The organism is Caulobacter sp. GW821-FHT12D05 (assembly GCF_058807295.1).
In genome coordinates this window covers 701,052-726,820 of sequence record NZ_JBXAQO010000002.1, presented here as the reverse complement: position 1 = coordinate 726,820, position 25,769 = coordinate 701,052, and the positions used below count along the sequence as shown (strand labels likewise).

General features: G+C 69.0%; 15 protein-coding genes. 6 read left to right on the top strand and 9 right to left on the bottom strand.

Annotated features, from left to right (window positions below; all coding sequences use genetic code 11):
* The first annotated feature begins 17 nt into the window (after positions 1-17).
* Complete coding sequence (locus tag AC1RRR_RS10830) at positions 18-1,805, top strand: glycoside hydrolase family 9 protein (RefSeq protein WP_492812930.1); 1,788 nt, start codon at positions 18-20, stop codon at positions 1,803-1,805.
* Here the strand turns inward: AC1RRR_RS10830 and AC1RRR_RS10825 are convergent.
* The 3 genes from AC1RRR_RS10825 to AC1RRR_RS10815 all read right to left on the bottom strand — a co-directional run bounded on the left by AC1RRR_RS10825 (position 1,802) and on the right by AC1RRR_RS10815 (position 6,112).
* Complete coding sequence (locus AC1RRR_RS10825; protein WP_492812928.1) at positions 1,802-5,005, bottom strand: family 78 glycoside hydrolase catalytic domain; 3,204 nt, start codon at positions 5,003-5,005, stop codon at positions 1,802-1,804. The genes AC1RRR_RS10830 and AC1RRR_RS10825 overlap by 4 nt on opposite strands.
* A 7-nt stretch (positions 5,006-5,012) precedes the next feature.
* Positions 5,013-5,405: a hypothetical protein gene (locus AC1RRR_RS10820; protein ID WP_492812926.1), complete on the bottom strand. Its 393-nt coding sequence runs from the start codon at positions 5,403-5,405 to the stop codon at positions 5,013-5,015.
* Between the two features lie 95 nt (positions 5,406-5,500).
* Positions 5,501-6,112, bottom strand: a complete 612-nt coding sequence (locus AC1RRR_RS10815) for a TetR/AcrR family transcriptional regulator (protein WP_492812924.1) — start codon at positions 6,110-6,112, stop codon at positions 5,501-5,503.
* Positions 6,113-6,278: 166 nt separating this feature from the next.
* Between AC1RRR_RS10815 and AC1RRR_RS10810 the strand changes: the two genes are divergently transcribed.
* Together AC1RRR_RS10810 and AC1RRR_RS10805 are read left to right on the top strand one after the other, a co-directional pair.
* The gene (locus AC1RRR_RS10810; RefSeq protein WP_492812923.1) at positions 6,279-7,835 is read left to right on the top strand and encodes a carboxylesterase/lipase family protein; all 1,557 of its coding nucleotides are present in this window, start codon (positions 6,279-6,281) and stop codon (positions 7,833-7,835) included.
* Between the two features lie 30 nt (positions 7,836-7,865).
* Positions 7,866-10,097 (top strand): TonB-dependent receptor, encoded by a 2,232-nt coding sequence (locus AC1RRR_RS10805; RefSeq protein WP_492812921.1) that lies wholly within the window; start codon positions 7,866-7,868, stop codon positions 10,095-10,097.
* Between the two features lie 63 nt (positions 10,098-10,160).
* On the opposite strand, the gene AC1RRR_RS10800 is transcribed toward AC1RRR_RS10805, so the two are convergent.
* On the bottom strand, positions 10,161-12,011 hold the full coding sequence (locus AC1RRR_RS10800; RefSeq protein ID WP_492812919.1) for a cellulase family glycosylhydrolase: 1,851 nt from the start codon (positions 12,009-12,011) through the stop codon (positions 10,161-10,163).
* Between the two features lie 259 nt (positions 12,012-12,270).
* On the opposite strand from AC1RRR_RS10800, the gene AC1RRR_RS10795 reads away from it, so the two are divergent.
* On the top strand, positions 12,271-13,626 hold the full coding sequence (locus tag AC1RRR_RS10795; RefSeq protein WP_492812917.1) for an MFS transporter: 1,356 nt from the start codon (positions 12,271-12,273) through the stop codon (positions 13,624-13,626).
* Positions 13,623-15,215 carry a tannase/feruloyl esterase family alpha/beta hydrolase gene (locus AC1RRR_RS10790; RefSeq protein WP_492812915.1) on the top strand — a complete coding sequence of 531 codons (1,593 nt, stop codon included), beginning with the start codon at positions 13,623-13,625 and terminating at the stop codon, positions 15,213-15,215. Before AC1RRR_RS10795 ends, AC1RRR_RS10790 begins: the two co-directional genes overlap by 4 nt.
* On the opposite strand, the gene AC1RRR_RS10785 is transcribed toward AC1RRR_RS10790, so the two are convergent.
* The 5 genes from AC1RRR_RS10785 to AC1RRR_RS10765 all read right to left on the bottom strand — a co-directional run bounded on the left by AC1RRR_RS10785 (position 15,195) and on the right by AC1RRR_RS10765 (position 22,428).
* Positions 15,195-16,373, bottom strand: a complete 1,179-nt coding sequence (locus AC1RRR_RS10785; protein ID WP_492812913.1) for a ComEC/Rec2 family competence protein — start codon at positions 16,371-16,373, stop codon at positions 15,195-15,197. The genes AC1RRR_RS10790 and AC1RRR_RS10785 overlap by 21 nt on opposite strands.
* Positions 16,373-18,754 carry a TonB-dependent receptor gene (locus AC1RRR_RS10780; protein ID WP_492812912.1) on the bottom strand — a complete coding sequence of 794 codons (2,382 nt, stop codon included), beginning with the start codon at positions 18,752-18,754 and terminating at the stop codon, positions 16,373-16,375. The genes AC1RRR_RS10785 and AC1RRR_RS10780 overlap by 1 nt, the downstream gene beginning before the upstream one ends.
* A gap of 93 nt (positions 18,755-18,847) precedes the next feature.
* Complete coding sequence (locus AC1RRR_RS10775; protein ID WP_492812910.1) at positions 18,848-19,813, bottom strand: FecR family protein; 966 nt, start codon at positions 19,811-19,813, stop codon at positions 18,848-18,850.
* Positions 19,779-20,384, bottom strand: a complete 606-nt coding sequence (locus AC1RRR_RS10770; protein WP_492812909.1) for an RNA polymerase sigma factor — start codon at positions 20,382-20,384, stop codon at positions 19,779-19,781. The genes AC1RRR_RS10775 and AC1RRR_RS10770 overlap by 35 nt, the downstream gene beginning before the upstream one ends.
* 73 nt (positions 20,385-20,457) lie before the next feature.
* Positions 20,458-22,428 carry a calcineurin-like phosphoesterase C-terminal domain-containing protein gene (locus AC1RRR_RS10765; protein WP_492812907.1) on the bottom strand — a complete coding sequence of 657 codons (1,971 nt, stop codon included), beginning with the start codon at positions 22,426-22,428 and terminating at the stop codon, positions 20,458-20,460.
* A 309-nt stretch (positions 22,429-22,737) separates the two neighbouring features.
* On the opposite strand from AC1RRR_RS10765, the gene AC1RRR_RS10760 reads away from it, so the two are divergent.
* Complete coding sequence (locus AC1RRR_RS10760) at positions 22,738-25,755, top strand: TonB-dependent receptor (protein WP_492812906.1); 3,018 nt, start codon at positions 22,738-22,740, stop codon at positions 25,753-25,755.
* Positions 25,756-25,769 lie beyond the last annotated feature (14 nt).

The window sequence follows — 25,769 nt, the reverse complement described above, 5'->3', positions numbered from 1 at the left end:
CAAACGGGGAGGGCGTCATGACCGCCGAGAACAAGCGACTTTCGATCCTGGCCGGCGTGCTGCTGGCCGGCTCGATGCTGGCGGGTGGCGTGGGCGCCCAAGACCTGAAAGTCCACCTGAACCAGGTCGCGCTGGAGCGCGCCGGGCCCAAGGTCGCGGTGGTCGAGTATGCCGGCCCCGGCGCGCCGTCGGGCTTCTCTGTGGTCAAGGATGGCGCGGTCGTGCGGTCGGGCGCCCTGACCCCGCTGCCGGCCTTCGGCGAGTGGGGGGCGAAGCGCTACTGGCAGGCCGATTTCTCCGACCTCGCCCAGGCGGGAACCTATCAGCTGAAGATCGAGGCCCCCAACGCCAGCGCCGCGTCCGCGCCGGTCGTGGTGGCCGACGACGCCCTGTTCGCGACCACGGCCGGGGCGCTGGTCAACTACTTCAAGCTCAGCCGCCACACCGATCCGGCCGATCACAAGATCCGCGTCTATGGCACGCAGCGCGTCGTCGACGTCTGGGGCGGCTGGAAGGACGCCGGCGGCGACAACGGCAAGTACCTGTCGCACCTGTCCTACGCCAACTTCTTCAATCCGCAGCAGACGGCCTTCACCGCCTGGTCGCTGGCCAAGGCTTACGACATGGCCCCGCAGCGTTTCGCCAAGGCGGGCCTGGATCGCCAGCTGATCGAGGAGGTGATGTGGGGCGCCGACTACCTGCATCGGCTGCTGGCGCCCGAGGGTTATTTCTACATGACCGTCTTCGACCGCTGGGCCACGCCCGGCGCCGAGCGGGTGGTCACCGGCTATGTCGGGGTCGACGGCGTCTACACCAAGAACTACCAGGCAGCCGCGCGCGAGGGCGGGGCCGTGGCCATCGCCGCCCTGGCCCGGGCCGCGCGCCTGTCCAAGGCCAGCGGCGTGGCGGGCGCGTTCTCGGCCGATCAGTACCTGGCCGACGCCCAGCGCGCCTTCGCCCACATGCAGGCCAACAACCGGCGCTATGTCGACGACGGCCGCGAGAACATCATCGACGACTACACCCTGCTGCTGGCGGCGGTGGAGCTGCATCGCTCGACCGGCAAGGCAGTTTATCTGGAAGCCGCCCGCGCTCGCGCCAAGGCGCTGGAGGGCCGCTGGACGGAGAAGGGCTGGTTCCGCAGCGACGACAAGGACCGTCCCTACTATCACGGCGCCGAGGCCGGCTTCCCGGTGCTGGCCCTGACCGAATATCTCGACATCGAAAAGGACGCCGCGCGCCAGGCCTCGGCCAAGACGGTGATCGCCAAAAGCCTGAAGGCCCAGCTGGCCCTCAACGCCAAGGTCGCCAACCCCTACGACTACCCGCGCCAGACCTTCCGGATGTGGAAGGACGGCAAGGCCGTCGGCGGCATCCAGGAGGGCTTCTTCATGCCCCACCTGAACGAGACCAAATACTGGTGGCAGGGCGAGAGCGCGCGGCTGGCTTCGCTGTCCTACGCCGCCCTGGTCGGCGGCCGCGTGGTCGACGCCGCGCCGGGTCAGACCTTCGGCGTGTCGCCGGACCTGGCGCGCTTTGCTCAGAGCAGTTTCGACTGGACCCTGGGCCGCAACCCCTACGACATGAGCCTGCTCTACGGCTTCGGGGCCAAGAACCCGCCGCACGCCGACAGCGCCGGCGACATGGTCAAGGGCGGCATCTCCAACGGCATTACCGGCGCGCCCGACAGCGACTCCGGGCGGGGCATCAGCTGGGCCGCCGGGCCGGACGAGCAGAACTGGCGCTGGATCGAGCAGTGGATCCCGCACACCTCGTGGATGCTCTTGGCGGTCGCGGCGACCTAGAAGTCGAACGTCAGCGATCCCGGTCCGGCGGCGTAGACGGCGTGGCGGTCGCGGGCGCCCAACCAGCGCGCGCCGGCCGGCGCACGGGCCAGGCGACGGCCGCCATTGGGCAACCAGATCTCGGCCTCACAGGCGCCGGGGATGCGCACCTCCAGCACGGCGCGGCCGGAGTCGAGGCGCCACTGCGAGCTCACCTCGCCGCGCGGCGTCATCTGGGTCGCGCTGGCGCTGGCCAGGCCCGTCGGTAGGACCGGGCGAACCTGGAGCTTGGCATATGCCGGCGCGGTCGGCCGGATGCCCGCCAGGCCTTCGTAGAACCAGCTGCTGATCGACGCGAAGTAGTGGTGGTTCCAGGAGCGCGAGCCCAGGCCCCAGCCTTCCGGCATGCTGCGGATGTCGTTCTTCAGCCAGAAGCCCCAGCTGGGCTCGTCGGTGCGGGTGACGACCTTCCAGACCACGTCGCCGTGACCATGGTCGCTGAGCAGCCGGGGCAGGTAGCGCAGGGCGTAGACGCCGACGTCGAGCCTGTAGCCCTTGGCCGTGATGTCGGCGGCGAGGCCGTCGATCACCGCCTGCGCCTGGCCGTCGGGCACGAGCCCCAGCGCCACCGGCAGCACGTTCATGGTCTGGATGTAGGGCGAAGGCTTACCGCCCTCGGGCGGGGCGACATAGCGGCGCTGGGCCGCGTCCCAGTAGCGGGCGTTGTAGGCGGCGCGGACCTTGGCCGCCAACTCGGCCTGGCCCGTGACCTTCAGCATGTGGAAGACATAGGCCGTCGAGGTCGCGTCGACCGGGCCGGTCGGACCCGCGGCGGCGTACTCGCCCAGGCCGTGGTCGTAGCGGTAGTCGGGCGCCTTCAGGAACCGCGCGGTGTAGTCGGCCAGGCGCTTCTGCAAGGCGCGGACGGGCTCGCTCGCGCGGACGCCGAACCGCAGTTCCAGTTCCTCGGGCAGCACGAAGGCGGCGACATCCCAGGCCGGGGTTGGACCCCAGACATAGTTCCAGCCCGGCGAGTTCTCGAAGCCGTATTGCGGCGTCGAGGGCACGATTTCGGGCAGCTCGCCGCTGGCCGCCTGGGCGTCGACGAAATCGCCCAGCCACTTCTCCCAGGTGCGGACGACGTCGAAGTTGATGGCGGCGGCGGCCGACGAGGCCTGGGCGTCGCCGGTCCAGCCGTTCTTCTCCAGGCTGGGCGTATCGGTCTGGGCCGCGTGCAGGTTGTTCAGCAGGCCCTGGCGCGCGGCGTCGTGGATTTGGTTGACCAGCGGATCGGCGCACTCGAACTGGCCGATCGCGGCGACGGCCGAGTGGATCTCGACCGCCGTGATCGTGTCGGGCGCCGGCGTTCCATCCAGGCCCGTGACCTGCACATAGCGGAAGCCGCCATAACCGAAGGCCGGCCGCCAGGTCTCGCGACCCTTGCCGGCCAGGGTGTAGCGCCAGGTCATCAGCTGGGCGTCGATCAGGCCGCTGGCGACCTGGATCGCGCCGTCCTTGCGTAGCTTCTCGGCCAGGACCATCGAGACGGTGCGACCGGCGGGGCCGGTGACGGAAAGCTCGGGAACACCGGTGCGGATGCGACCGAAGTCGAACAGCCAGACGCCGGGTTTGACCTCTTTCACCGATACGGCCGCATGGCGAGCGATCGGGGCGATGGGCTCGTGGATCGCGGCGACCAGGCGGCCGGCGGGACCTTTCACCGGCAGAGCAGCATCCCAGGTGCGCTCGTCGAAGCCGGGCGCGCGCCAGCCGGTCGGCTCGCGCCGAGCGTCGCGGCGCTCGCCGGCGTAGATCGAGTCCCACAGGCAGGGGCCGTCGGCGGTGCGCCAGGTTGCGTCGCTGACCAGCACCTGGGTCAAGCCGTCGGCCAGCGTGATCTCCAGCCGCGCCTTCAGCGTCGGTTCGGCGGTCCAGGGGGCCTTGTGGAAGTACCACTCGTTGGGCTCGGCGATCCCGTACCAGCCGCGCGCCAGCTCGGCGGCCAGGACGTTGTCGCCGGCCTTCAGCAGGGCGGTGACGTCGTGGGTCCGGTAGAGCACGCGCTTGCCGTAGTCGGTCCAGCCGGTCGCGATCGCGCTCTCGCCCACGGGCGCGCCGTTCAAGCTCACGTCCGCGAAACCGCCGACGGCGACGTGCAGACGAGCGCGGACGATCGGGCCTGCGACGGCGAAGGCGCGGCGCAGCAGCGGGGCGGGATGGGCCAGCGGGACGACGATGTCCTTGCCCGGCACGCCGGACGCCAGGATCAGCCCGTCCACGCCAACGTCGCCGCCGGTGAAGGGGTTGTCGCCATCCTTGAAGTCGCTCTCGAAGTCGGGGCGGTCGGGCGCCTTGAGGCTGACGGCGTGGATCAAGGCCGCTTCGGCCTCGGGGGCCAGGAAACCGAAGGTTCCTTCGGCCTGCGTGGCGTCCTCAAGCGTCCCGACCAATGCGCCATCCAGGCTGAAGCGCAGGCTGGTCCCGCGCGCCTCAATGGTCAGCCGGCGACGGCGGCCTTTCAGATCCGCCGGCAGCGGCCAAACCTGCAGGCGCTTGAGTTTCACCTGCGAGCTGGCCCCGCCCGGATACTGGCGGACCTGCAGCATCAGGGACGGCGCGCCATCGATCTCGCCGACCCGCAGCATGTAGGCCTCGCCATAGGTCTTGCCCTCGGGACACGCCCGGAACAGGACGTCGAAGAAGCGGCCCTTCAGCGTGAAGTCGATGTCGAGGGTCTGGTCGGCCCAGCCCCTGGGCGGCGCGGCGTGGCGCCCGATCCAGGCGGCGTCGCCCCAGTCCTCCGGCGCCAACAGGCCCATCTCGAAGACGGCCGGCGCGCTCCAGGCGCCGGCCTGGCCGGCTCCGTCCCACAGCCGCACGCGCCAGACCCGCCGAGCACGAGCGGGCAGGGGCGGTCCGGCATAGGTCGCCTCGACCGCGAAGGCGTCGGCGACCTCGCCGCTGTCCCACGTCACGCGTCCGGCCAGCAGGTCGGCCTCGGAGGCGGCGACCTGCACCCGCCAGGCGCTCTGCCGCGCGACCGGCGGCCGCCACGACAGGCGAGGGCGGGGGGCGTCGAGGCCGATCGGCCCGGCGGCGTGCTCGGCGGCGAGGGTTCCAGGCGAAGCGGGGGCTGCCGCCGCGCGACCGGAGCTGGCCGTCAGGCACGCCGCCAGAGCCGCCGCCCCGGAGAGGGCGTCGCGCCGGGTGGGACCGGACATGGCGGTATCAGTTCGCGGCGGGCGCGGGCGGGGTAGCGGGCGCCGGCACCTTGGCCAGCGCGTCGCTCAGGGTCTTCAAGCCGTCTTCGTCCAGATTGGCCTGCGGGAAGGTCGCCAGCTGGCGCGGGGTGAAGTTCTTGATCACCTGGGCGATGTTGGCCTGCTCCTCGGCCGAGGCCTCGGGCTGGCCGGCCGCTTCGCCGCGCTTGCGGAAGAACTCGCCGAACACGTCGCGGGCCTTGGGATCGGCGAAGATGTCGGCGATCTTGGTGTCCAGCGTGTAGTAGGGCTGGGCCGGAGCGGCGGTCGCGGAAGCCTGGGGCCGCGCCTGGGCCGTGGCCAGCGGGGCCAGGAACAGGGCGGTCGCCAGCAGGGCGGCGCGCGTCGTCATACGCTTCATCGTTACACTCCCCGATCCCCATGCTTTCGCCTCTCGTGGCCGCATGGGTTATCGCTGTTCACGTTATGCAAGTGCATAACGAAAGTCGAGAGGGTTCAGCGAACCATGATCGCGACCAGCGCATCGGCGTGCTGTTCGATGACCTCGGGATCGGACGGGTCCAGGCCCCAGACCTGCCGCACCTCCGGCGCTAAGGTGTAGAACAGCTGGGCCGCGCCGACGAAGATGTAGACGCTGGCGGCCACCGACACCTTGGGCAGGATGCCCTCTCTCTGACACAGCAGGATGAAGCGTTCGGCCGCCTTGCGGGTCTCGACGATGAATTCGTCGGCGGCCCAGCGGAAACGCTCGCTGTCGCGCACGCTCTCCTGGACCATCAGCCGCGCGTGCTCGGGATGACGGGCCGAGTACATCACCACCGAGCGGATCACCGCCTTGGCGAAGTCGCGGTACGACTGATAGGCCGGATCGTCCGGGGCCGGCAGCTTCAGCTCCTCGGCCTGGCGCTGGAACAGGAACGTCACGGCCGAGCGCCACAGGGCGTCCTTGTTGTCGAAGTGATACTTGATCAGCGCGTGGTGCACCCCGGCCTTGGCGGCGATCTCCCGCGTCGAGGCGCCTTCGAAGCCCTGCTCGGAGAAGATCTCCAGGGCCGCCTGGAGGATGCTGGCCTGGGTGGCCGCCTTCTGACGCGCGCGCAGATTCAAGAGGTCGTCCTTCGTCGGAGTGGCTGAGCCCAAGGGGCGGGACACTAGCAACAGTCACACAGGAATGGAAATTGGTTCACCGATCGGTGAATCAGTCTCGACATTTCATTATGCAACTGCATAACGTAACGCTTGAGACGGGCCGACAGAGTCCGAAGGAAACGCCATGCTCGCAATGGGCCTTACCGCCAAACGCCTCGCGCCGCTTCTGGTCGCCGCGACCTGCCTGACCGCCTGTGGCGCGCAAGGCCAGACACCCGCGCCGTCGGCGCCGTTGACGCCCGTTGAGGCCGGCGTGCAGGGCGGGGCCTTGCGCGGCTATGTCGAGGACGGGGTGCGGATCTTCAAGGGCGTGCCCTATGCGCAGGCTCCTGTCGGCGATCTGCGCTGGCGGCCGCCGCAACCGGCCAAGGCCTGGACGGGCGTGCGCGAGGCGCAAGCCTTCGGACCAGACTGCATGCAGAATCGCGTGGGCTGGGACGACACCCAGACCAAGCTGCCAGTCAGCGAGGACTGCCTGACCCTGAACATCTGGACGCCGGCGAGCGCGAAAGCCGCCCCGGTCATGGTCTGGATCCATGGCGGCGGCTACGTGATGGGCTCGGGCAGCCAGTCGGTGTTCGACGGCGCGGCCCTGGCCCGGCGCGGCGTGGTCGTGGTGACCTTCAACTACCGCCTGGGGCGCTTTGGCTTCTTCGCCCATCCGGCCCTCGATGCCGAGCATCCGGACGAACCCAAGGCCAACTACGCCTTCATGGACCAGATCGCGGCCCTGGCCTGGGTGAAGGCCAATATCGCGGCGCTGGGCGGGGATCCGGCGCGGGTGACGATCTTTGGCCAATCGGCCGGTGGCGGCTCGGTCAGCCAGATGATGTTGATCCCGCAGGCGCGCGGTCTCTTCCAGCAGGCCATCGCCCAGTCGGGCGGCGGTCGGGACGTCTGGCCGCTGCTGGCCACTGACCGGCCGGGCAAGGTCTCGGCCGAGGCTATCGGTGTCGCCTTCGCCGACAAGGCGGGGGCCAAGGACGCGGCCGCCTTGCGCGCCCTGCCGGCCGCCAAGCTGCTGGGCAAGCTCGATTTGCTGAACATGGAGGAGGCGACCTTCTCCGGCCCAGTGGTCGATGGCCGCCTGGTGACGGGCTCGGCGGTCGAGGGTTTCGCGGCCGGACGCCAGGCCAAGGTCCCGCTGCTGATCGGCGCCAACAGCGACGAGCTGGGCATCATCCCCGGTTTCCTGAAGGGGATGTTCGCCGGCAAGACCATCGCCCAGCTGGGGCTGCCCGAAGACAAGCTGCTGGCGATCTATGGGACCAAGTCGGCGCTGAACAACGACCTGCCCAGCGACGCTACCTTCGTCGAGCCGGCCCACGCCCTGGCGGGGCTGGCGGCCAAGGGCGGACAACCGGTTTGGAGCTACAGCTTCGGCTACGTCGCCCTGGCCAAGCGCAAGGATTGGCGCGGCGCGCCGCACTCCGGCGACCTGGGCTTCGTGTTCGACACCCTGGGCAAGCTGAAGGATCCGCCTTCGCCCGCCGACCAGGCCGTCGCCACGCGGTGGGCCGATGCGTGGGCGACTTTCGCCAAGACCGGCGATCCGGGCTGGGCCCGCTACGACCCGGCGACCGACCAGCGGATGACCGTGACCAACGACGGCGCGGCCCTGGCCGCGACGCCCGATCGCATACGCGCCTTGGGAGCTCTTCGAGACGCCCAGGCGCGCTGAGACATCAAACAAAAAAGGGGAGGGAGAAAAATGAAAAGCTTGAAGACAGCCCTGGTGCTGGGGGCCTCGATCAGCGCCCTGGCGACCGGTAGTGCGATGGCCCAAACGACCAAGCCTGACGAGACGATGATGATCACCGAGGTGGTCGTCACCGCCCAGAAGCGTGAGGAGAAGCTGCAGGACGTGCCCATCGCGGTCAGCGTGGTCGGCGAGACCGACCTGCAGCGGCGCAACATCGGCAATATCGACCAGTTGAAGCTGCTGGTCCCCAGCTTCGAGGCCACCTCGTTCGGCGTGTCGGTGCGCGGCGTGGGCACCTCGACCTTCTCGACCTCGATCGAGCCGACGGTGTCGACCGTGCTGGACGGCGTGGTGCTGGGCCGGCCCGAGATGGCGCTGGGCAGCTTCTATGACGTCGCCCGGGTCGAGATCCTGCGCGGCCCGCAAGGCATGCTGTTTGGCAAGAACGCCTCGGCGGGCCTGGTCAGCATCACCACCAACGCGCCGAAGCTCGGCCGCGTCGAGGCCATCGCCAATCTGAACCTGGGCCAGGACGGCTACAACAAGTCCGACGCCACGGTGAACCTGCCGCTGGGCGACAAGGCGGCCCTGCGGGTGGGCGGCTTCGTCAACAAGCTGGATGGCGTGCTGACCAACAAGAAGGACGGCCGCACGTTCAACGGCAACGACGAATGGGGCGCGCGGGCCAAGCTGCTGTGGCGGCCCTCCGACACGGTCGACGTGCTGATCACCGCCGACTACGCCAAGCAGGACCAGTCGATCACCTGGTCGCCCTATCTGCTGAACCCGACCGGCGGCATGGGCCTGGCCTTGGGCGCCTGCGGGGTGAAGGGCTCGCCCAAGAACGCCGACCTGTGCATCGACGGACCGCAGTACAAGGACCGCGAGAACTACGGCTTCGCGGCCCAGGTCGGCTGGAGCCTGCCGGGCGGCCTGACCCTGACCTCGATCACCGCCGGCCGTCGCGACTTCGACTTCAGCAACGGCGACTCCGACAGCCTGCCGATCAACATCCTGAACAACAACATCTCCAACCAGGACCTGCGCCAGGTCAGCCAGGAACTGCGCCTGGCCTCGCCGACCGGCGGCAAGCTCGAGTACGTGGCGGGCCTCTACTACTACCGCCAGAAGACCAACCAGGTGACCGACCAGACCGGCACCTTCGGCGTCTCGCCCGTGCCGATCATCAACTCGACGATCAACAGCCTGGTCGACACCCAGAGCTACGCGATCTTCGGCCAGGCCAGCTACCAGCTGACCGACAAGCTGGCCCTGATCGGCGGCGCGCGCCTGACCAAGGACAAGGTCAGCCTGGACTTCCGCCAGTTCACCCGGCCGGGCTTCTTCGGCATCAACCCGACGGTGACCTTCGACGACACCGCCAAGGAGACCAATGTCTCGTGGAAGGTCGGGGTCCAGTACCAGCTGGCCGAGCGCGCCATGGGCTATGCGACGGTGTCGCGCGGCTACAAGGGGCCGGGCTTCAACCAGACCGGCGTCAGCAACGCCACGACCTCCCAGGAGGTTGGTCCCGAGATCCCGACCAGCTACGAGCTGGGCGTGAAGACCACCCTGCTGGGCGGGCTGGCGGTGCTGAACCTGGCGGCCTTCGCGACCAAGTTCGAGGACTATCAGGCCCAGACCGTCGACTTCACCCTGACTCCGCCGGCCTTCCGCACGATCAACGCGGGCGAGCTGAAGACCAAGGGGATCGAGGGCGACCTGACCGCCGTGCTGGCGCCGGGCCTCTTGGTCACCGCCTCGGCGGCCTATATCGACGCCCAGTACGGCAGCTTCGCGCCGATCTCGTGCGATCCGGTCACCACGCCGTCGGGCTGCGTGCTGATCGCGCCAGGCCTCTACGGCTTCAACGCCTCGGGCAAGTCGCTGAGCGGCGTGTCGAAGTGGAAGACCAGCCTGGCGGCCGTCTATGAGCGTTCGATCGGTCATGGCCTGCAGGTCAACGCCTCGGCCGACTATGGCTGGCGCGACGGCTACAACGCCTCGGCCACGGGTGATCCCAGCACGGCGATCAAGAGCTACGGCATCCTGGGCGGGACGATCGGCATCGGGGCCGAGAACGACCGCTGGCGGCTGGCGGTGTGGGGCAAGAACCTGACCGACAAGCGTTTCCCCAGCGCGCTGTTCACCACCCCGTTCGGCGGCAAGGGCGACTACAGCCAGGTGCTGACCGGGGACGCCTTCCGTCGCTACGGCGTGACCCTGAACCTGCGCTACTGAGATCCTACTCCATCAGGCGCAACGACTGGCCGGAGGGTTTCCCCTCCGGCCTTTTTCGTTTGATCAGGCGGGCTCGACGATGATCGACAGCGGCCCAGCCTCGGCGGCCCAGACGAGCACCTTTTGAGCCGCACGATCGTGGGTCCAGCGAGCGGCGGCTTGCGAGGCGGTGACGCTTACGCCGCCGGGGAAGCGAGCTTCGGGCACGTAGATTTCGGTGGGGGCGTCGATCGTGGGATCGGCCTCCAACTCTAGTTCGAACCGGTCGTCGGCGTAACGCGCCGTCGTGATCACCCCCTGGGCCAGCGGCGCGTAGGGACGGCAGAAGCCCAGCAGGGCGCGAGCGCCCGCGTCGGGATCGTTGGGCGTGTCGCCATCGACCTGGTCGGGCGAGAAGATCGACAGGTCCTCCTGGTTCCAGCCGTCGCCCACCCGCAGGTCGTTGCGGTTGCTGGCGGTGTAGTTCCACTGGGTCGAGGACAGCTTCAGGGCGTCCAGGGCGTCGTACATCAGCGCCAGGGCCTGGGCGTGGGCGGTCCAGACGTCTTCGCCGCGCTCGCCCAGCGCCCACGCCTCGAAGGCCTCGCCGTGGTTCAGGTCGTAGGGGATGCCGAACTCGCCGATCAGGGTCGGCGCGCCCTCGGTCCCGAACTTGCTGCCCAGCCAGGCGATATAGGCCATCTGGTTGAAGTACTTGGCCTTCAGCGGCGCGTCGTGTTGGTCGGAGTCGAAGCGCTTCTTGCGCAGGATGTCGATGTCGTACCAGTGGCTGGCGTTGACGCTGCGCTCGGGCATGGTGTCGGGGAAGAACCGGCCGGTGCCGACGAGATACGGGCAGAGCTCGGCGAACAGCAGCCAGTCGGGCCGCACGGCGCGGACGGTCTCGGCGACCCGCGCGAAGAACGGCCCCATGCACTGGTTCTCGTGGTCGATCGGCTGGCCGTCCTTGAGGCGGAAGAAGTCCTCGTCCAGCACCAGGTCGCCATCAGGATCCAGCCGCCAGGCGCCGGCCTGCTCGAAGGGATCCGGAACGTCGTCCCGCCAGATCGAGACACCGGCCGTATTAGCGATCTGACGGTCGATCAGGCGCAGCACGCCGCGCGCGTCACCCCAGCCCAGATTGGCCACCTCGACCGTGCGGCCCCGCGCGGCGCGCAGGCCGTCCAGCGGCGTCCAGGCCGCGCCGGGCCAGACGGGCAGGGGATCTTCGGGCGTCGCCTTCAGGCGCGGCTGGCTCATCGGCAGGCCCACCCAGCCCAAGCCCGGCTCGTTGAAGGTGTCGAAGCCGATGACGTTGTCCAGGTGTGCGACGCGGCGTGCCACGGCGGCCATGGCCCCCAAATAGTGGTCCTGCAGGAAGCGCTGGACGTTGCGGCCCTCGATCGTCCAGTCCGGCGTGAGGATCTCGCCGGCGAAGAAGGCGCTCCAGGCGATGCCGTTGGCGGCCAGGCGGTAGTTGCTGGCCCAGCTCATCATCGGATAGCGGTCTTCCTGCCGCCGTTCCTCGCTCGTGTAGTCATAGCGGTGCTGCATGACGTGGGCGGCGTCGGCGGCGTCGAACTTGGTGAAGTCCAGGCCTAGGGCCTCGAACACCCAGCCGGGCGCGCCGTCGCCGCCGCTCATCCGGCTCCAGACGTCCTGGTGGAAGTCGACGAAGACGAACAGGCCATGGGCCTGGGCGCGCTCCACGATGGCGGTGAAGTAGTCGAGGTAGTCCTCGTCGTATTGGCCAGGACCGGCGTGCTCGACGGCCTCCCAGGTGGTCAGCAGGCGCAGGGTGTTGAAGCCCCAGCGGGCGATACGCGCCAGGTGCGTGTCGGCTTCTTCCAGCGGGAAGGGCCGACCCACGAAACTGACCGTCCGATGGTCGGAAAAGTCACTGGGCCGGTCGGTGCCGCCGTCGGGCCAGGGCACCTTGCAATCGCCTCCCAGATTGACCCCGCGCAGGATAGCGTGACGTCCGTGGGCGTCCACGAAACGGCTTCCAAGAACATCGATCGACGGCTTTGACATTCCGCTCCCCCGGGGGCATTGTGATTTCGTTATACAAGTGGTGAATAAACGGGGCGCGCCGGTTGGTCCAGCCCCGAACGGGGAGGCGGAGTTGGGAATTCCAAGCGTTGCGGGGAGTGATGTCCCGAGGCTGACGGCTGTCCGAAAGGCGGCCATCGGCATGGGCGATTTCGGCTTCAACCTGTATTGGCAGACGGCCGGGCTGTACCTGCTGTTCTTCTATACGGACGTGCTGGACCTGCCGGCGGCGACCGCCGGCTTCATCTACATGGCGGCCCTGATCTGGGACGCGGCGCTGGATCCGATCCTGGGCGTGCTGGTCGATCGCACCCGCACCCGCATGGGTCGTTATCGGCCTTACTTGCTTCTCGGTGGAGCGCCGCTGGCGCTCGGGTTCGTGGCGGTGTTCGCCGGACCGGTCTGGCCGGGCGCGGGGGCGATCGTCTTCGCGGCGGTGACCCACCTGCTGTTCCGCACCCTCTACGCCGTGGTCTCGATCCCCTATGCGGCGCTGTTCGCCCGCATCACCCGCGACAGCACCCAGCGGGGCGACATGGCCGGCGTGCGGATGGTGTTCGGCACCCTGGCCGCTATCGCCGTCGCCGCCCTGACCCTGCCGGTGGCCCAGGCCCTGTCGACGCCCGAAGCGCCGCGCCGGGGCTGGCTGATCCTGGCGGCGGTCTACGGCGTCATCGCCGCCCTGTGCCTGCTGGCCACCGCCTGGGCCGCGCGCGGTCTGGATGTCGCCGACGAGGAGGCCCTGCCGCCGCGCCCGCTGCGCGACGTGCTGCGCAGCCTGGCCGCCAACCGCGCCCTGATGCTGGTGCTGGGGGCGGTGGTCTTAAGCGCCTTCTCGGGGACCATGTTCTCCAAGAACCTGCTCTACTATTTCAAGTACGTGGTCGGCGACGCCAAGCTGGGCAGCGCGGCCCTGGCCATCGGCGCCCTGACGGCGGCGATCTGCGTGCCGGCCTTCGCGGTCGTGGTGCGGCTGGCCGGCAAGCGCGCGGCCTGGCTGATCGGCGCGGTGCCGGGCCTGGCGGGCCTGGTGATGTGGCACCTGGCCGATGGCCACGGCGTCACGCTGCTGTTCGCCGCCGTGGCGCTGCAGGCCATGGGGCTGGCGTCCTACGTCGTCTGCTTCTGGGGCATGCTGCCCGACACCGTCGAGTACGGCGAATGGCGCACCGGCGTGCGCACCGAGTCGCTGGTCTTTGGCTTGGTCGTGCTGGGGCAGAAGGCGGCCCTGGGCCTGGGCGCGGGGTTCCTCGGCATCGCCCTGACCCATGTCGGCTATGCCCCCAATGCGACCCAGAGCCCCGAGACCCTGGCCGGCATCAAGGCGATGATGTTCTGGATCCCGCTGGTCGGCGGCGTCGCCTCGGCGGGCCTGATCGCCCTCTATCCCATCACCCGCGCGTCGCACGAGAAGATGGTGGCCGAGATCGCCGCCCGCTCGGCCGACGCGCCGGTCGCCCCCACCAAGCTTTCGCTCCAAGAGACGGTGATCCAATGACCCGCGCCGCTTATCTGGCCGCTCCCCTGGCCGTTCTGGGATCGCTGGCCCTGGCCGGCCAGGCCCACGCCGCCACGCCCTGCGACGACCTGGCCAAGGTCCAGATCCACGGCGCCAAGATCACCGCCGTTAAGGCAATGGCGATCGGCGCGTCGCAGGAGATCGAGGTGTTCGGCATCCCGCCGCTGCCGACCTCGGCCGCCTATTGCCGGGTCAACGCCACCCTGTCGCCGACCCCGGCTTCGTCGATCAAGGTCGAGGTCTGGTTGCCGGTGGAAGCAGCCTGGAACGGCAAGTTCATGGCCACCGGCAATGGCGGCTATGGCGGCACGCTGGGCGGACCGCGCCTGGCCATGCGCCCGGCGGTCAAGGCTGGCTACGCCGTGGCCGGCACCGACATGGGCCATACCGAGGACGGCGCTGGCGGCTCGGCCGAATGGGCGCTGAACCAGCCTGAGAAGATCGTCGACTGGGGCCATCGCGCCAACCACGAGACCGCCGTCTTCGCCAAGGCCCTGATCGCCGCCCACTACGGCAAGGGTCCGCGCCGAGCCTATTTCACCGGTTGCTCGGACGGCGGCCGCGAGGCGCTGATGGAGGCGCAGCGCTACCCGAACGACTTCGACGGGATCGTCGCCGGCGCGCCGGCCAATGCCTGGACCCGCCTGATGGGCAGCTTCGCCTGGTCGTGGAAGGCCGTGCATGAGGTCCCCGAGAGCCGCATCCCCGACACCTTGCTGCCGGTCATCCAGAAGGCCGCCCTGGCCCAGTGCGACAAGCTGGACGGTATCGCCGACGGCGTGATCGAGGATCCCCGCCGCTGCCGCTTCGATCCCGTCGTGGTCCAGTGCAAGGATGGCCAGACGAAGGAGTGCCTGACCCCGGCCCAGGTCGCGGGCCTGCGCAAGCTGTACCAAGGGCCACGCGACGGGAAGGGCAAGTCGATCCTGCCCGGCTATCCGGCCGGCGGCGAAGCCACGCCCGGCGCCTGGCCGTTGTGGATCAGCGGCGAGAAGGCCCAGCATCCGTCGTTCGCGCGCTCGTTCTTCGCCAACTTCGTCTATTCCAACACCGGCTGGCAGTTGGCCCAGCTGAACCTGGACAAGGACCTGAAGGCCGCCAAGGCGATCGCCCCGACCGTGGCCTCGGACAATCCCGACCTCTCGGCCTTCAAGGCGCGGGGCGGCAAGCTGATCCTGTTCCACGGCTGGTCGGACGCGGCCATCACCCCGCTGGCGACGATCCAGTACTACGACGCCGTGCGCGGCAAGATGGGCGTGACGTCCGCCGACAGCTTCTCGCGCCTGTTCATGGTGCCGGGCATGTCGCACTGCTTCGGCGGGCCGGGTCCCAACAGCTTCGACATGCTGGCGACGCTGGACGCCTGGGTCGAGGGCGGCGCGGCGCCGGACCGGGTGATCGCGTCCAAGAAGGACAACGACTACGCCGACCTGCTGGGCATGCCGGCCAAGGCCGTGCGCACCCGTCCGCTGTGCGCCTATCCCAAGGTCGCCCAGTGGGACGGCAAGGGCTCGCCCGACGCGGCGGCCAGCTTCAGCTGCGTGGCGTCAGGCCGTAAGGGGACCTGATATCGAGCGCACCATGTCGGTCTCGTCTTTGTTGTCGGTGACGACGATCCGGTAGCTGCCGCCGCCGGGCGCGACGCGAACCACGATGTGGCCTTCGCGCGCTGCCAGGCGGTCGGTCAGCCACTTGTGGGCCATCTCATTGGCGGGCGAGAGCCCGGTGGCGAAGACCTCGCGCGGGCCGGGGTACAGCCGCTGGCTCAGCATCCGTTCCAGCACGTCGCTGCTGGGGTGGGCGACGTGCCAGGCGGGAATGATCCAGGCGCGGGGTTTCAGCGCCCGCACCACGTCCGCGCCGGTGGCGTCGAACATGCCGTGGTGGGCGGCGACGGCGACGTCTACGGGGCCGGCGGCTTGAGCGGCGGGCGTCTCGACGTCGCGCCAGGGCAGGGTCCCGTCGAAGCTGTTGCTGGTCAGGTCGCCGGCCGCGAAATAGCCGAACGCGCCGTATCGCAGGCGGATGGCGGCCGAGCAGGCGTTCTCGTCGGGGACGTCGTCCTTGGCCAGCGTGTCGATGGCCGGGAAGAGGCGGCGGGTCTCGGTCCCACGCCCGGTCCAGACTTCGCCATTGGCCGCCAGGTTGCGGATCTCGGCGCCGGGCAGGGCGAGCTGGTCGGCGGCCCCAACCCGGAACCGCTCGACCTTGCCGCCAGCCTGGATCCGTTCACGGACGAAAGCGACATAGGCCTTCAGGAACGGTGCGTCCGAGGGCTTGGGATAGGCGTAGTCGGGCCAGGCGCGGTCGACCAGCTTGCCGATCGGCAGCGCCTTGGCGACGTCGTAGAGGCCGTCGATGTGGTCGGGGTGCAGATGGCTGACCAGGACGGCGTCCAGCTTGGGCTCGCCGGTCGCGGCCAGATGCCGGCGGGCGTAACGACCGATCCACTCGCCGGGACGGCGGTCGGCGCTCGGACGAGCATCCAGGCTGGCCGGCGTCGGCGTGGTCGAGGCGCCGGCGTCGATCATCAGGCTGGAGCCGTCCGGCCCGATGATCAGCGTCGAGTCGCCCTTGCCGGTGCTGATGTGGTGGATGTCCAGGCCGCCGCGCCGCCAGGGGCGCAGCGGCTGGCCGACGACATCCTCGTCGGTAGGAAGCGGAGCGGCCGCGCCCAGCGCCGCGGCGCCGAGCAGCAGCCCCCGCCGGGTCACGACCGCCGCCATCAGAACTTGGCCGACAGCATGACGCCGACCGTGCGCGGCTCGCCCAGATATTCGGCCAGCACGCCTTGGGTGGACGGGGTCAGCAGGAAGTCGACATCGCCCAGGTTCTTGGCCCAGGCGGTCAGCATCCAGCGGCCGTCCTGGCTCTCATAACCCAGCGACAGGTTGGTCAGGGCGTAGCTGTCGATGTGCAGGTTCGGGTCCTTGGTCGCGCCGGTGTAGTAGCTGTCGGTATAGGCCCAGCTGACCGACCCGGTGACGTAGCCCTTGCCGTTCAGCGGGAAGCGCACGTCGGCGGCCACCGAGCCCTTATTGCGCGGCGATGAGCCCAGCGGGTTGCCGGTGTTCACCGCCCCGCCCGGAATGACGAAGTCGTCGTAGACGGTGTCCAGCAGGCCGTAGTTGGCGCTGAGGTTTAGCCAGGGCAGCGGACGCCACGCCACCTCGACCTCGGCGCCTTCGACCGTGGCCTGGCCGGCGTTGGTGATGGTCAGCACCCGGGTGACGTTGTTGAAGAACAGCTCCTGCTTGTCCTTGTAGTCCATGTGGAAGACCGAGGCGTTGATCCGCAGGGTGTCGGCCAGCCACTGGGACTTCACGCCCAGCTCGTAGTTGGTGACGGTCTCGGGATCGAAAGGCTGGGCCAGGGCGGTGATCACGGCCGCGTCGGTGTTGAAGCCGCCGGCGGTGTAGCCGCGCGTGACGCTGCCATAGACCTTGAAGTCCTCGCGCGGCGTCCACGACAGGACGGCGCGCGGCGTGACCTCGCTCCAGTCGGCCTTGAGGTCGCGGGCGGTGAAGCTGCCGGTGGCCGGGCGGATGAAGTCGGTGCGCACCAGCGAGGCTGTCTTCTCATCGTGGGTGTAGCGCGCACCCAGGGTCAGGTCGAAGGCGGCCGGCAGGTGCAGCGTGCCGTCGACGAAGGCGGCGTAGCTCTTGGTCTTCACCGCCTGGTCGGTCAGCACGTCCGACGAGGCCACGCCCGTGACGGCGGCCAGGCCGCGCGTGCGCAGCTGGCGCTTGGCGTCCTCGTCGGCGAAATAGACGCCAGCCACCAGGTCGCCGCGCGACCATTTCGGGCTGGCCCAGCGGACCTCCTGCGAGAACAGGCCGACGTCGTCGACGTCGCGATTGACGCTCTGGGTGTTGGTGCCGGTCAGAAAGCGGTAGCTGGCGCCGGTGCCTGAATAGTCCTCGCCCGACTGCGACCAGCGATAGCCGGTGATGGCGGTGACCTGGCCGACTGGGGCGTTCCAGTAGATCCTGCTCGAAGCGCCCCACTGGTTGCGCGCGAAGCCCTGGACGTAGCCGAGTTCCGAGGTGCGGCGATCGCCGTCCGAACCGGTGGCCTTTGACGACAGGGTGCGGCCGCCGTTGTGGTCCTCGCTGTAGTCGGCGCCCAGCAGCACCTCGACGTCGTCGCTGGCCTGCAGCCGGGCCTGGGCGCGCAGGCTCTTGCTGTCCAGGTCGTCCTGCTCGCGGCCGGTCAGGCGGTCCTTGCCGTAGCCGTCATGCTGCTTCAGCGAGCCGGCCAGGCGCAGGGCCATGGTCTCGCCGACCGGGATATCGACGCGGCCGTCGAACTGCTTGAGATCATAATTGCCGCCGCCGATCCGCACCGAACCCGAGGTGTCGCCATAGGCCGGCTTGCCGGTGTCCAGCACGATGGCGCCGCCGGTGACGTTGCGGCCGAACAGGGTGCCTTGCGGGCCTTTCAGCACCTGCACCGAATTCAGGCCGTAGAGCTCGAAGGTCGCGGCGCTGTTGCGAGGGATGAACAGGTCGTCGATCACCACGGCCACCGGCTTGTTGGCGCCGATCTGGGTGAAGGTGTTGGTCGCGCCGCGCACGGCGATGGTCGGGCTGGACTGGCTGAACGCCGAGACCAGCAGGCCCGGCGTCAGGCGCGAGATGTCGCGCAGGCTTTCCAGGCGATAGGTCTCGACCGCGCGGCCGGAAAAGGCGGTCAGCGAGATCGGCACGCCCTGGGCGGCTTCCTCGCGCTTCTGGGCGGTGACGATGATGGTGTCCAGGGCGGTCGGCTCGGCCTCGACGGGGGCGCTAGCCGGGGTCGCGACGCGGCGCAGGACGATGACGCCGTTGCTGTCGGAGACGATCTCCAGGCCCGTCCCTTCGATCAGCTTGCGCAGGGCGGCGCGGGCGTCCATCGGGCCCTTCAGCGCTTGAGTGCGGACGCCTTCCAGGCCGTCGGCCGGAGCCACGACCTGCAGGCCGGCCTGCCGGGCGAAGGCCGAGATGGCCGAGGCCGCGCCCTGGGCGGGCACGTCGAACGCGCGCTGCTGGGCCGCTGCCGGCATGGCGCAGGCCAGGAGGGCCAGGGCGGCGGCCGCGCCGCTGGCCAGGGTTGTCTTCCGCATCATGTGATCGCCCCGAAAGTCGCCGGTCCCGCGCCGGCCTCATCGGGGTGGAGCCTCGATGTCGAAACTCCCGCCATGCCGCCCTCGAAAAAAGTTTCAGCCTCGGGTCAGAAGGACGCCGTCCGCCCGCGGTGAAGCGGTCAGCCCCAGGCTCAGCGCCGCGGCCTTGGCGAAGCCGTCAGGGTCGCTGGCCGAGAACAGGCCGGTCATCTTCAGCTTGGCCACCGTGGGATCGTCGATGACGATGCGGCGGTCGGAGTAACGGGCGAACTCGTCGGCGGCCTGGCCCAGGGTCAGGCCGTCCAGGTCGATCTGGCCCTGCCGCCACGCCATGGCCCGGTCGACGGCGGCGGAACCGACGGTCGTGGGCGTCAGGGCGCCGGCGCTGGCCACCTGCACGGCGTGCTCGGCGGCCAGGCGCACCGGCTTGCCTTCGGCCCCGCGCCAGACCTCGACCACACCTTCGCGGACGATCACGCCGACCTGGCCGTCGGCATGGGTGCGGACCGTGAAGCTGGTGCCCACGGCCCGTACGCGGACATCGCCTGCCACCACGACGAACGGGCGGGCCGGGTCCTTGGCCACATCGAACAGGGCCTCGCCGCGCAGCAGGTCGACCCGTCGCATCTTGCCGTCGAAGGCCGAGCGGATCGTGGTGTCGGTGTTCAGCGTCACGGCCGAGCCGTCCTCGAGCGGCGCGCGGCGGATATCGCCCTTGGCGGTGGTCACCCGGCCCTTGAGGCTGAGCGCGCCATAGCCGACCGCGCCCACGACCGAGGCGGCGGCCAGCAGCCCGCCAGTGGCCAGCAGCCGGCGGCGGTCAGCGGCCTTGGCGGCGGGGTGCGAAGCGGGCGCGAAGTCGGCGCCCAGGCCGGCGGCGCGGTCCAGGTGGGCGCTGACGGCCAGGGCCTTGGCATAGGCGCCCGCGCGGCGCGGATCCTGCGCCGCCCAGGCCTCGAGGGCGGCCTGGTCCTGATCCGACAGCGGCCCCCGATCGACGCGCGCGGCCCAGGCGGCCGCGGCGGCGTCAATATCGGCGCTGCTCTCTCGGATCGTGCTCAACTTCACTCTGGTCCTGGTCGGTACGGGTCCTAGATGCCTGGAAGCGTCCGTTTCCGCCACGTCCCAATGCATTCATCAGCACGCCGATGCCTTTTCCGACGTGCTTCTCGACCGTGTTCTCGGAAACGCCCATGCGGCGGGCGACCTCGCGCTGCGACAGGCCGTGCACCTTGCGCAGGGTGAACGCCTCGCGGCACTTGGCCGGCAGACCCGCGATCAGGGCGGCGATGCGGGTCAGTTCCTGGCGGTCGGCGGCCACCGTCTCGGGCGAGGGCTCGTCGCTGGGCGGCTCCAGGCCCTCGGCCTCGGCCAGGGCCTCGAAGGCGACGATGCGGCTGCGGCGCAGGGACCGCAGCACCACCGACTTGGCGACCTCGAACATGTAGGTGCGGCCGTTGAGGATGTGGTCGACGCTCTCCAGGGCCGCGAGGATCGCGTAGGTCTCCTGGACGATGTCGTCGACCTCCAGCCCGGCCAGGGGGCGACGGGCCAGCCACGCGCGCAAGGCCGGCTCGTGCGGCAGCGCGTTGCGCGCCAGCCAGATCGCCCGCTGTTGGGTGGCCAAGGTCATAAGACCAGGGTGGTAGCGATGATTTGTGACAATCAAGGCCCACCACCCCGGTCGGTTGAAATCAGCGTCTTGGCTACTGGTTTTTGAACTTGTCCCAGTGTTGGAAGTCGAAGGTTGGCTTCAGGGGAGCGTTGCGGACCTCGAACACCAGGGTGTCACGGGCCGGTTCGCCCTGGTCACGAGTGACCGTCACGACCGCCGTGTGCATGCCCTCGGCCAGGTCCTTGGGCAGGTCGTAGCGCCAGATGTGCGGCGAGTGGTCGGCGCGCGAGCCACGCGGCTGGGGCGGCATCGGCGGCAGGCGCTTCTGGCGACCCTGGACGTAGCCCTGCGTCTCCGGATCGCCCGAACGGCTCTGGATCGCCGTGCGGGCCATGGTCAGCTGGCGCTGCAGGGCGAAGGGGTCCGAATAGGCCGAGCCGCTCAGGACGCGCTCGCCCTTCATCTCCTGGGTGCGGGTCATCGGGACCGGCGCGCCGCCGTCGACGGCGACCATGACCTTGGTCGTCGAGTCGCCCATCCAGACGTCGGCGGTCAGCCAGCTGCCCTGGAGGTCAGCGGGCGAGAGCAGCTTCACGTCCGGCAGGTCCTGGACGCTGAGCGGCGGGACGGGGTCACGCTTATCCTCAGGGGCGTCGCGCCAGGCGAAGATCTTGTCGGCCCAATCGCGGAAACGCGGGGTGCTGACCGACAGCCACATGGCCCGATCGCGCGGCAGGCCACTGGCGCGGTAGTCCAGGGTATAGTCGGTCCCGGTAACCGCGAAGTCGACATAGCCGCGCGGCGAGCCGTCGCCCTGGATGCTCATCGGCGTGCCGTCGATATCATAGTCGCCGCCCCACCAATCGCCGGCCACCGCGCCGGCCACCAGGTGGCGGAAGGGGATGGTCGTGACGCCGATGGTGTCCTTCCAGCCGCCCATCGAGTCGCCGGCCGCCAGGTTCTCCAGCGTGTGGCTGTGGCCGGTCAGCGACAGGGCCGGGCGGCCCTTCACCAGGGCATAGAGCTTGTCCATGTTGTCGGTCTGGTGCGGCTGGGACTCGGCGTTGTCGAAGCCGGCGAACGGGATGTGGGCGGCGAACACCACCAGCTTCTTGGGATCGGTCGCCTTCAGCACATTGGCGATGAAGGTCATCTGGTCGGGCAGCAGGCGGCCGTTATAGGTCTTCCAGTACTGCTTGCAGAACGGCCGCTCGCGCGCCTCGTCCGGATCCTCGCCGCAGGGGAACGAGACGTTGTCCAGCACGATGAACAGCGCCTCTCCCATCTCGAACGCGTAGTTGTTGGGGCCGTACGACCGCCGCCAGGTGTCGGAGCTGTCGATGTCGTGATCGGCGTCGTGGTCGTAGTCGTGATTGCCCTGCACCCACCACTGCGGGATGCCCAGCACGCCCATCACCTCGGCCGTGCGCGGCAGCAGGTTCAGGTCGTCGCTGACGATGTCGCCCAGGGCCAAGAGGCAGGCCGGCTTCTTCGGAGCATTGACCAGCTCGCGCACCAGGGAGTCGCGGACATAGCCGACCTCGATGTTCGACGCCGGCTGGACATCGCCCAGCACGGCGCATTCGAAGTTTTGACCGGTTTCTGTGGGAATGATCGGAAAGTTGATTGAAACGGGCAGGGGGCCGGTCGGCGGCAGGCCGCCATAGCGCAGCGCCTTGGGCGAGCCCTTCGGCTTGTGCTGGTAGGCAAACTGCGGAACCCAGCGCGCGTCGGTCGGCACGCGCCAGCCGCTGGGCTGGATCACGAACACCGCCATGTCGGGACGCACGGGCAGGGCGTAGCGGCCCGCCTTGTCGGTCACCACGACGTCCAGGCTGTTGGAGACCTTGACCCCCGCCACGCCTTGCTCACCCGCGTCGAGGCGGCCGTTACGGTTGGCGTCGTCGAACACCACGCCCGCAATGGTCTTGCTCGAGACGCGGCCGTCCCGGCGCACGTCGATCTTGGCGAAGTAAGGCGACGCCGCGCTCTGCGCATGGGCCGCGCCGCCCAGCAGGCTGGCCGCCAGCAGCATGGCGATCGGCAGGGAAGTCTTGGTCACGTGAAGCCCCTTCGTCCGTGAGGTCGGGCCCGTTCTGGCCGACGTCTGACACAGCTGGATGAACCCCGCGGGCCCTGCCGCGCGGGGTGAGCGTTTCACCGCGCCGCAACCTGGGTCCGTGAGGGTTTCTGAGAGTTTGTGGTCAAAATGCTCACATAGTGCAAACGAAACTCTCGTGACATGAACATAAAATCCACAAATGTCACAACACATCCACAAACTGCGCTTAAGGGAGACGTCGACGAGGGGGCGGCGACCGCGGAAGCGGCGTCAGGACTCGTCGGGCACAATTTCTCGGGAGAGCAGGTCGTGAGGCATCAAATTCCAGCCGGGCGTCGCTGGCGCGGCATGATGGCGCTGAGGGCTCTGGCCCTGGTCAGCGCGAGCATTCCCGCCGTCGTCCTGATGGCGACCCCGGCCGCGGCCGAGGACTACACCAACGTCCAGGCCTCGGGCCGCGTGCAGGGCGCCGATGGCAAGCCGATCGCCGGCGCGACCGTGCGGGTCACCTCGGAAGCCCTGGGCGTGAAGCGCTCGGCGGTCACCAACGCCAGCGGGGCTTATGTGATCCCGCAGCTGGCCCCGGGCGCCTATGCCTTCTCGGTCACCGCCGCGGGTTATGACGACTATGCCGAACAGGGCGTGGCGATCAGCCGGTCGGGCGCGTCGAACCAGTTCACCCTGGCGCCGGCCGGCTCGGTCGAAGCCGTGGTCATCAAAGCCGGCCGCATGCGCACGCCGGACTTCGAGATCACCACCACCGGCGCGGCCATCGAGATCGGCGAGCTGGCCGAACGCGTGCCGGTCGGCCGCTCGCTGCGTGACATCGCCCTGATGTCGCCGGGAGTCGTGCAGGGCTCGTCCTCGGCCAACGGCAACTTCGCCAACCAGATCTCGATCTCGGGCGCCAGCTTCATCGAGAACGCCTTCTTCGTGAACGGCCTGAACATCACCAACTTCCGCATGGGCCTGCTGCCCGTGGAAGTGCCGTTCGACTTCTACAAGTCGGTGGAAGTGAAGACCGGCGGCTATCCGGCCGAGTTCGGTCGCTCGACCGGCGGCTTCGTCAACGCCATCACCAAGTCGGGCACGAACAGCTTCCACGGCGGCCTGACCGCGACCTGGGAGCCGGGCGACCTGCGCGACAGCGCGCCCAACACCTTCCGCAACAACTACCAGGACGCCACGGTCGAGCGCGAGGAGTGGGTGGCCGAGCTGGGCGGGCCGATCATCAAGGATCGCCTGTTCTTCTACGGCCTGTACAACCAGCGCAAGCTGAAGACCTTCACGCCCCAGGCCACCGGCAACAACGCCACCCGCGTCAGCGACGACGCGCCGTTCTGGGGCGGCAAGCTGGACGGCTGGCTGACCTCCAAGCAGCACCTGGAGTTCACCTATTTCGACACCACCAAGGACGTGCGTAACCGCAGCCTGAACTACGACCCGACCACCAAGACGGTCGGCGCCGAGACGGGCGGCACCAACCAACGCTCGGGCGGCGAGAACTATATCGGCCGCTATACCGGCACCTTCACGCCCTGGTTCACCCTGTCGGCGGCCTATGGCGTCAACAAGTTCCGCGACGGCCAGCTGCCGCTGGACACCACCCACGAGCAGGTCGTCGACTACCGCAGCAACACCGCCGGCGTGAACATCGGCCTGAACAAGGTCACCGACGCCCAGTCGTTCAACGACGACAAGCGCACGTTCTATCGCGCCGACGCCGACTTCAACTTCGACCTGTTCGGCGCCCACCACCTGCGGATCGGCTACGACCACGAAGAGAACACCGCGACCCAGTTCTTCGAGACCATCGGCCGGGGCGCCTTCAAGCTGTATCGCTCGACCGGTTCGGACCAGAGCAACCTGCCGGCCGGCGTCGAGTACGTGACCACCCGCGTCTATCGCAACAGCGGCAGCTTCAGCACCGTCAACCAGGCGTTCTACGCCCAGGACCAGTGGTCGCTGCTGGGCGACCGCCTGCAGGTCGAGGCCGGCATCCGCAACGACCGCTTCGACAACCGCAACGCTGACAACTCGACCTTCTACGATCCGGGCAACCAGTGGGCGCCGCGCCTGTCGATCTCCGGAGACCCCTTCGGCGACGGCAAGTCCAAGCTCTATGGCTTCTTTGGCCGCTACTACCTGCCGCTGCCCAGCGACCTCTCTTTGAAGTTCGCCGGCTCGCTGGTGACCTACACCCGCTACAACCGCCTGGATGGCGTCGGCGCCAACGGCGATCCGACCATCGGCGCGGCGATCACCACGGCCAATGGCGTCTCGGCCTGCCCCGATACGGGCGTGTCGAACTGCCTGGTCTCGGCCTCGGGCCTGGTGGCCGACACCGCCGAGTCGATTGCCCATAACCTCAAGCCGCAATCGGCCGACGAATATGTGCTGGGCTACGAGCGTCGTTTCGGCGACCTGATCAAGGTGGGCGCCTACTTCACCCACCGCGAGCTGAACAGCATCGTCGAGGACGTGGCCATCGACACCGGCGCGCGCGCCTACTGCGTCCGCGCCGGCTTCAGCGCCGCCCAGTGCCAGTCCAGCTTCGGCGGCGGCCGCCAGTGGGTGATCGTCAATCCGGGCGAGGACGTGAAGATCCGTCTCAACAGCCTGCCGGACGGCTCCAAGCCGATCGTGACGCTGTCGGCCAAGGACCTGACCTATCCCAAGCCCAAGCGCGACTACAACGCCCTGACCGCCACCTTCGACCGCGCCTTCGACGGTAAGTGGTCGCTGTCGGGCTCGTACACCTGGGCCAGCCTGAAGGGTAACTACGAGGGCGGCGTGCGCTCGGAGAACGGCCAGACGGCGATCAACACCACCGCCGACTTCGACTCGCCGGGCTTCCTGAACGGTGCCGACGGCTACCTGCCCAACCACCGAGCCCACACGTTCAAGGCCTATGGCAGCTACGCGGTCAACAAGTGGCTGACCCTGGGCGGCAACGGCCTGGTCCAGTCGCCGCGCAAGTACAGCTGCATGGGCATCGTGCCCAAGGACGTCGACGCCACCGCCTACGGCTACCAGGGCTACGGCTTCTACTGCCAGGGCAAGGTGGTCGAGCGCGGCTCGGCCTTCGACGGCGACTGGGTCACCCAGTTCAACGCCAGCGCCGTGGTGACCCTCCCGACGCCGGGCGACCGCCTGGACGCCACGCTGCGCCTGGACGTGTTCAACATCTTCAACTCGCACGCCGTGACGGCCTACCACGAGTTCGGCGACGTCGGCGGCAGCGGCGTGGCGGATACGAACTTCCGCAAGCCGGTCGAGTACCAGACCCCGCGTTATGCGCGGATCCAGCTGCGCGTCGCTTTCTAGCGACCGCTCGTCCC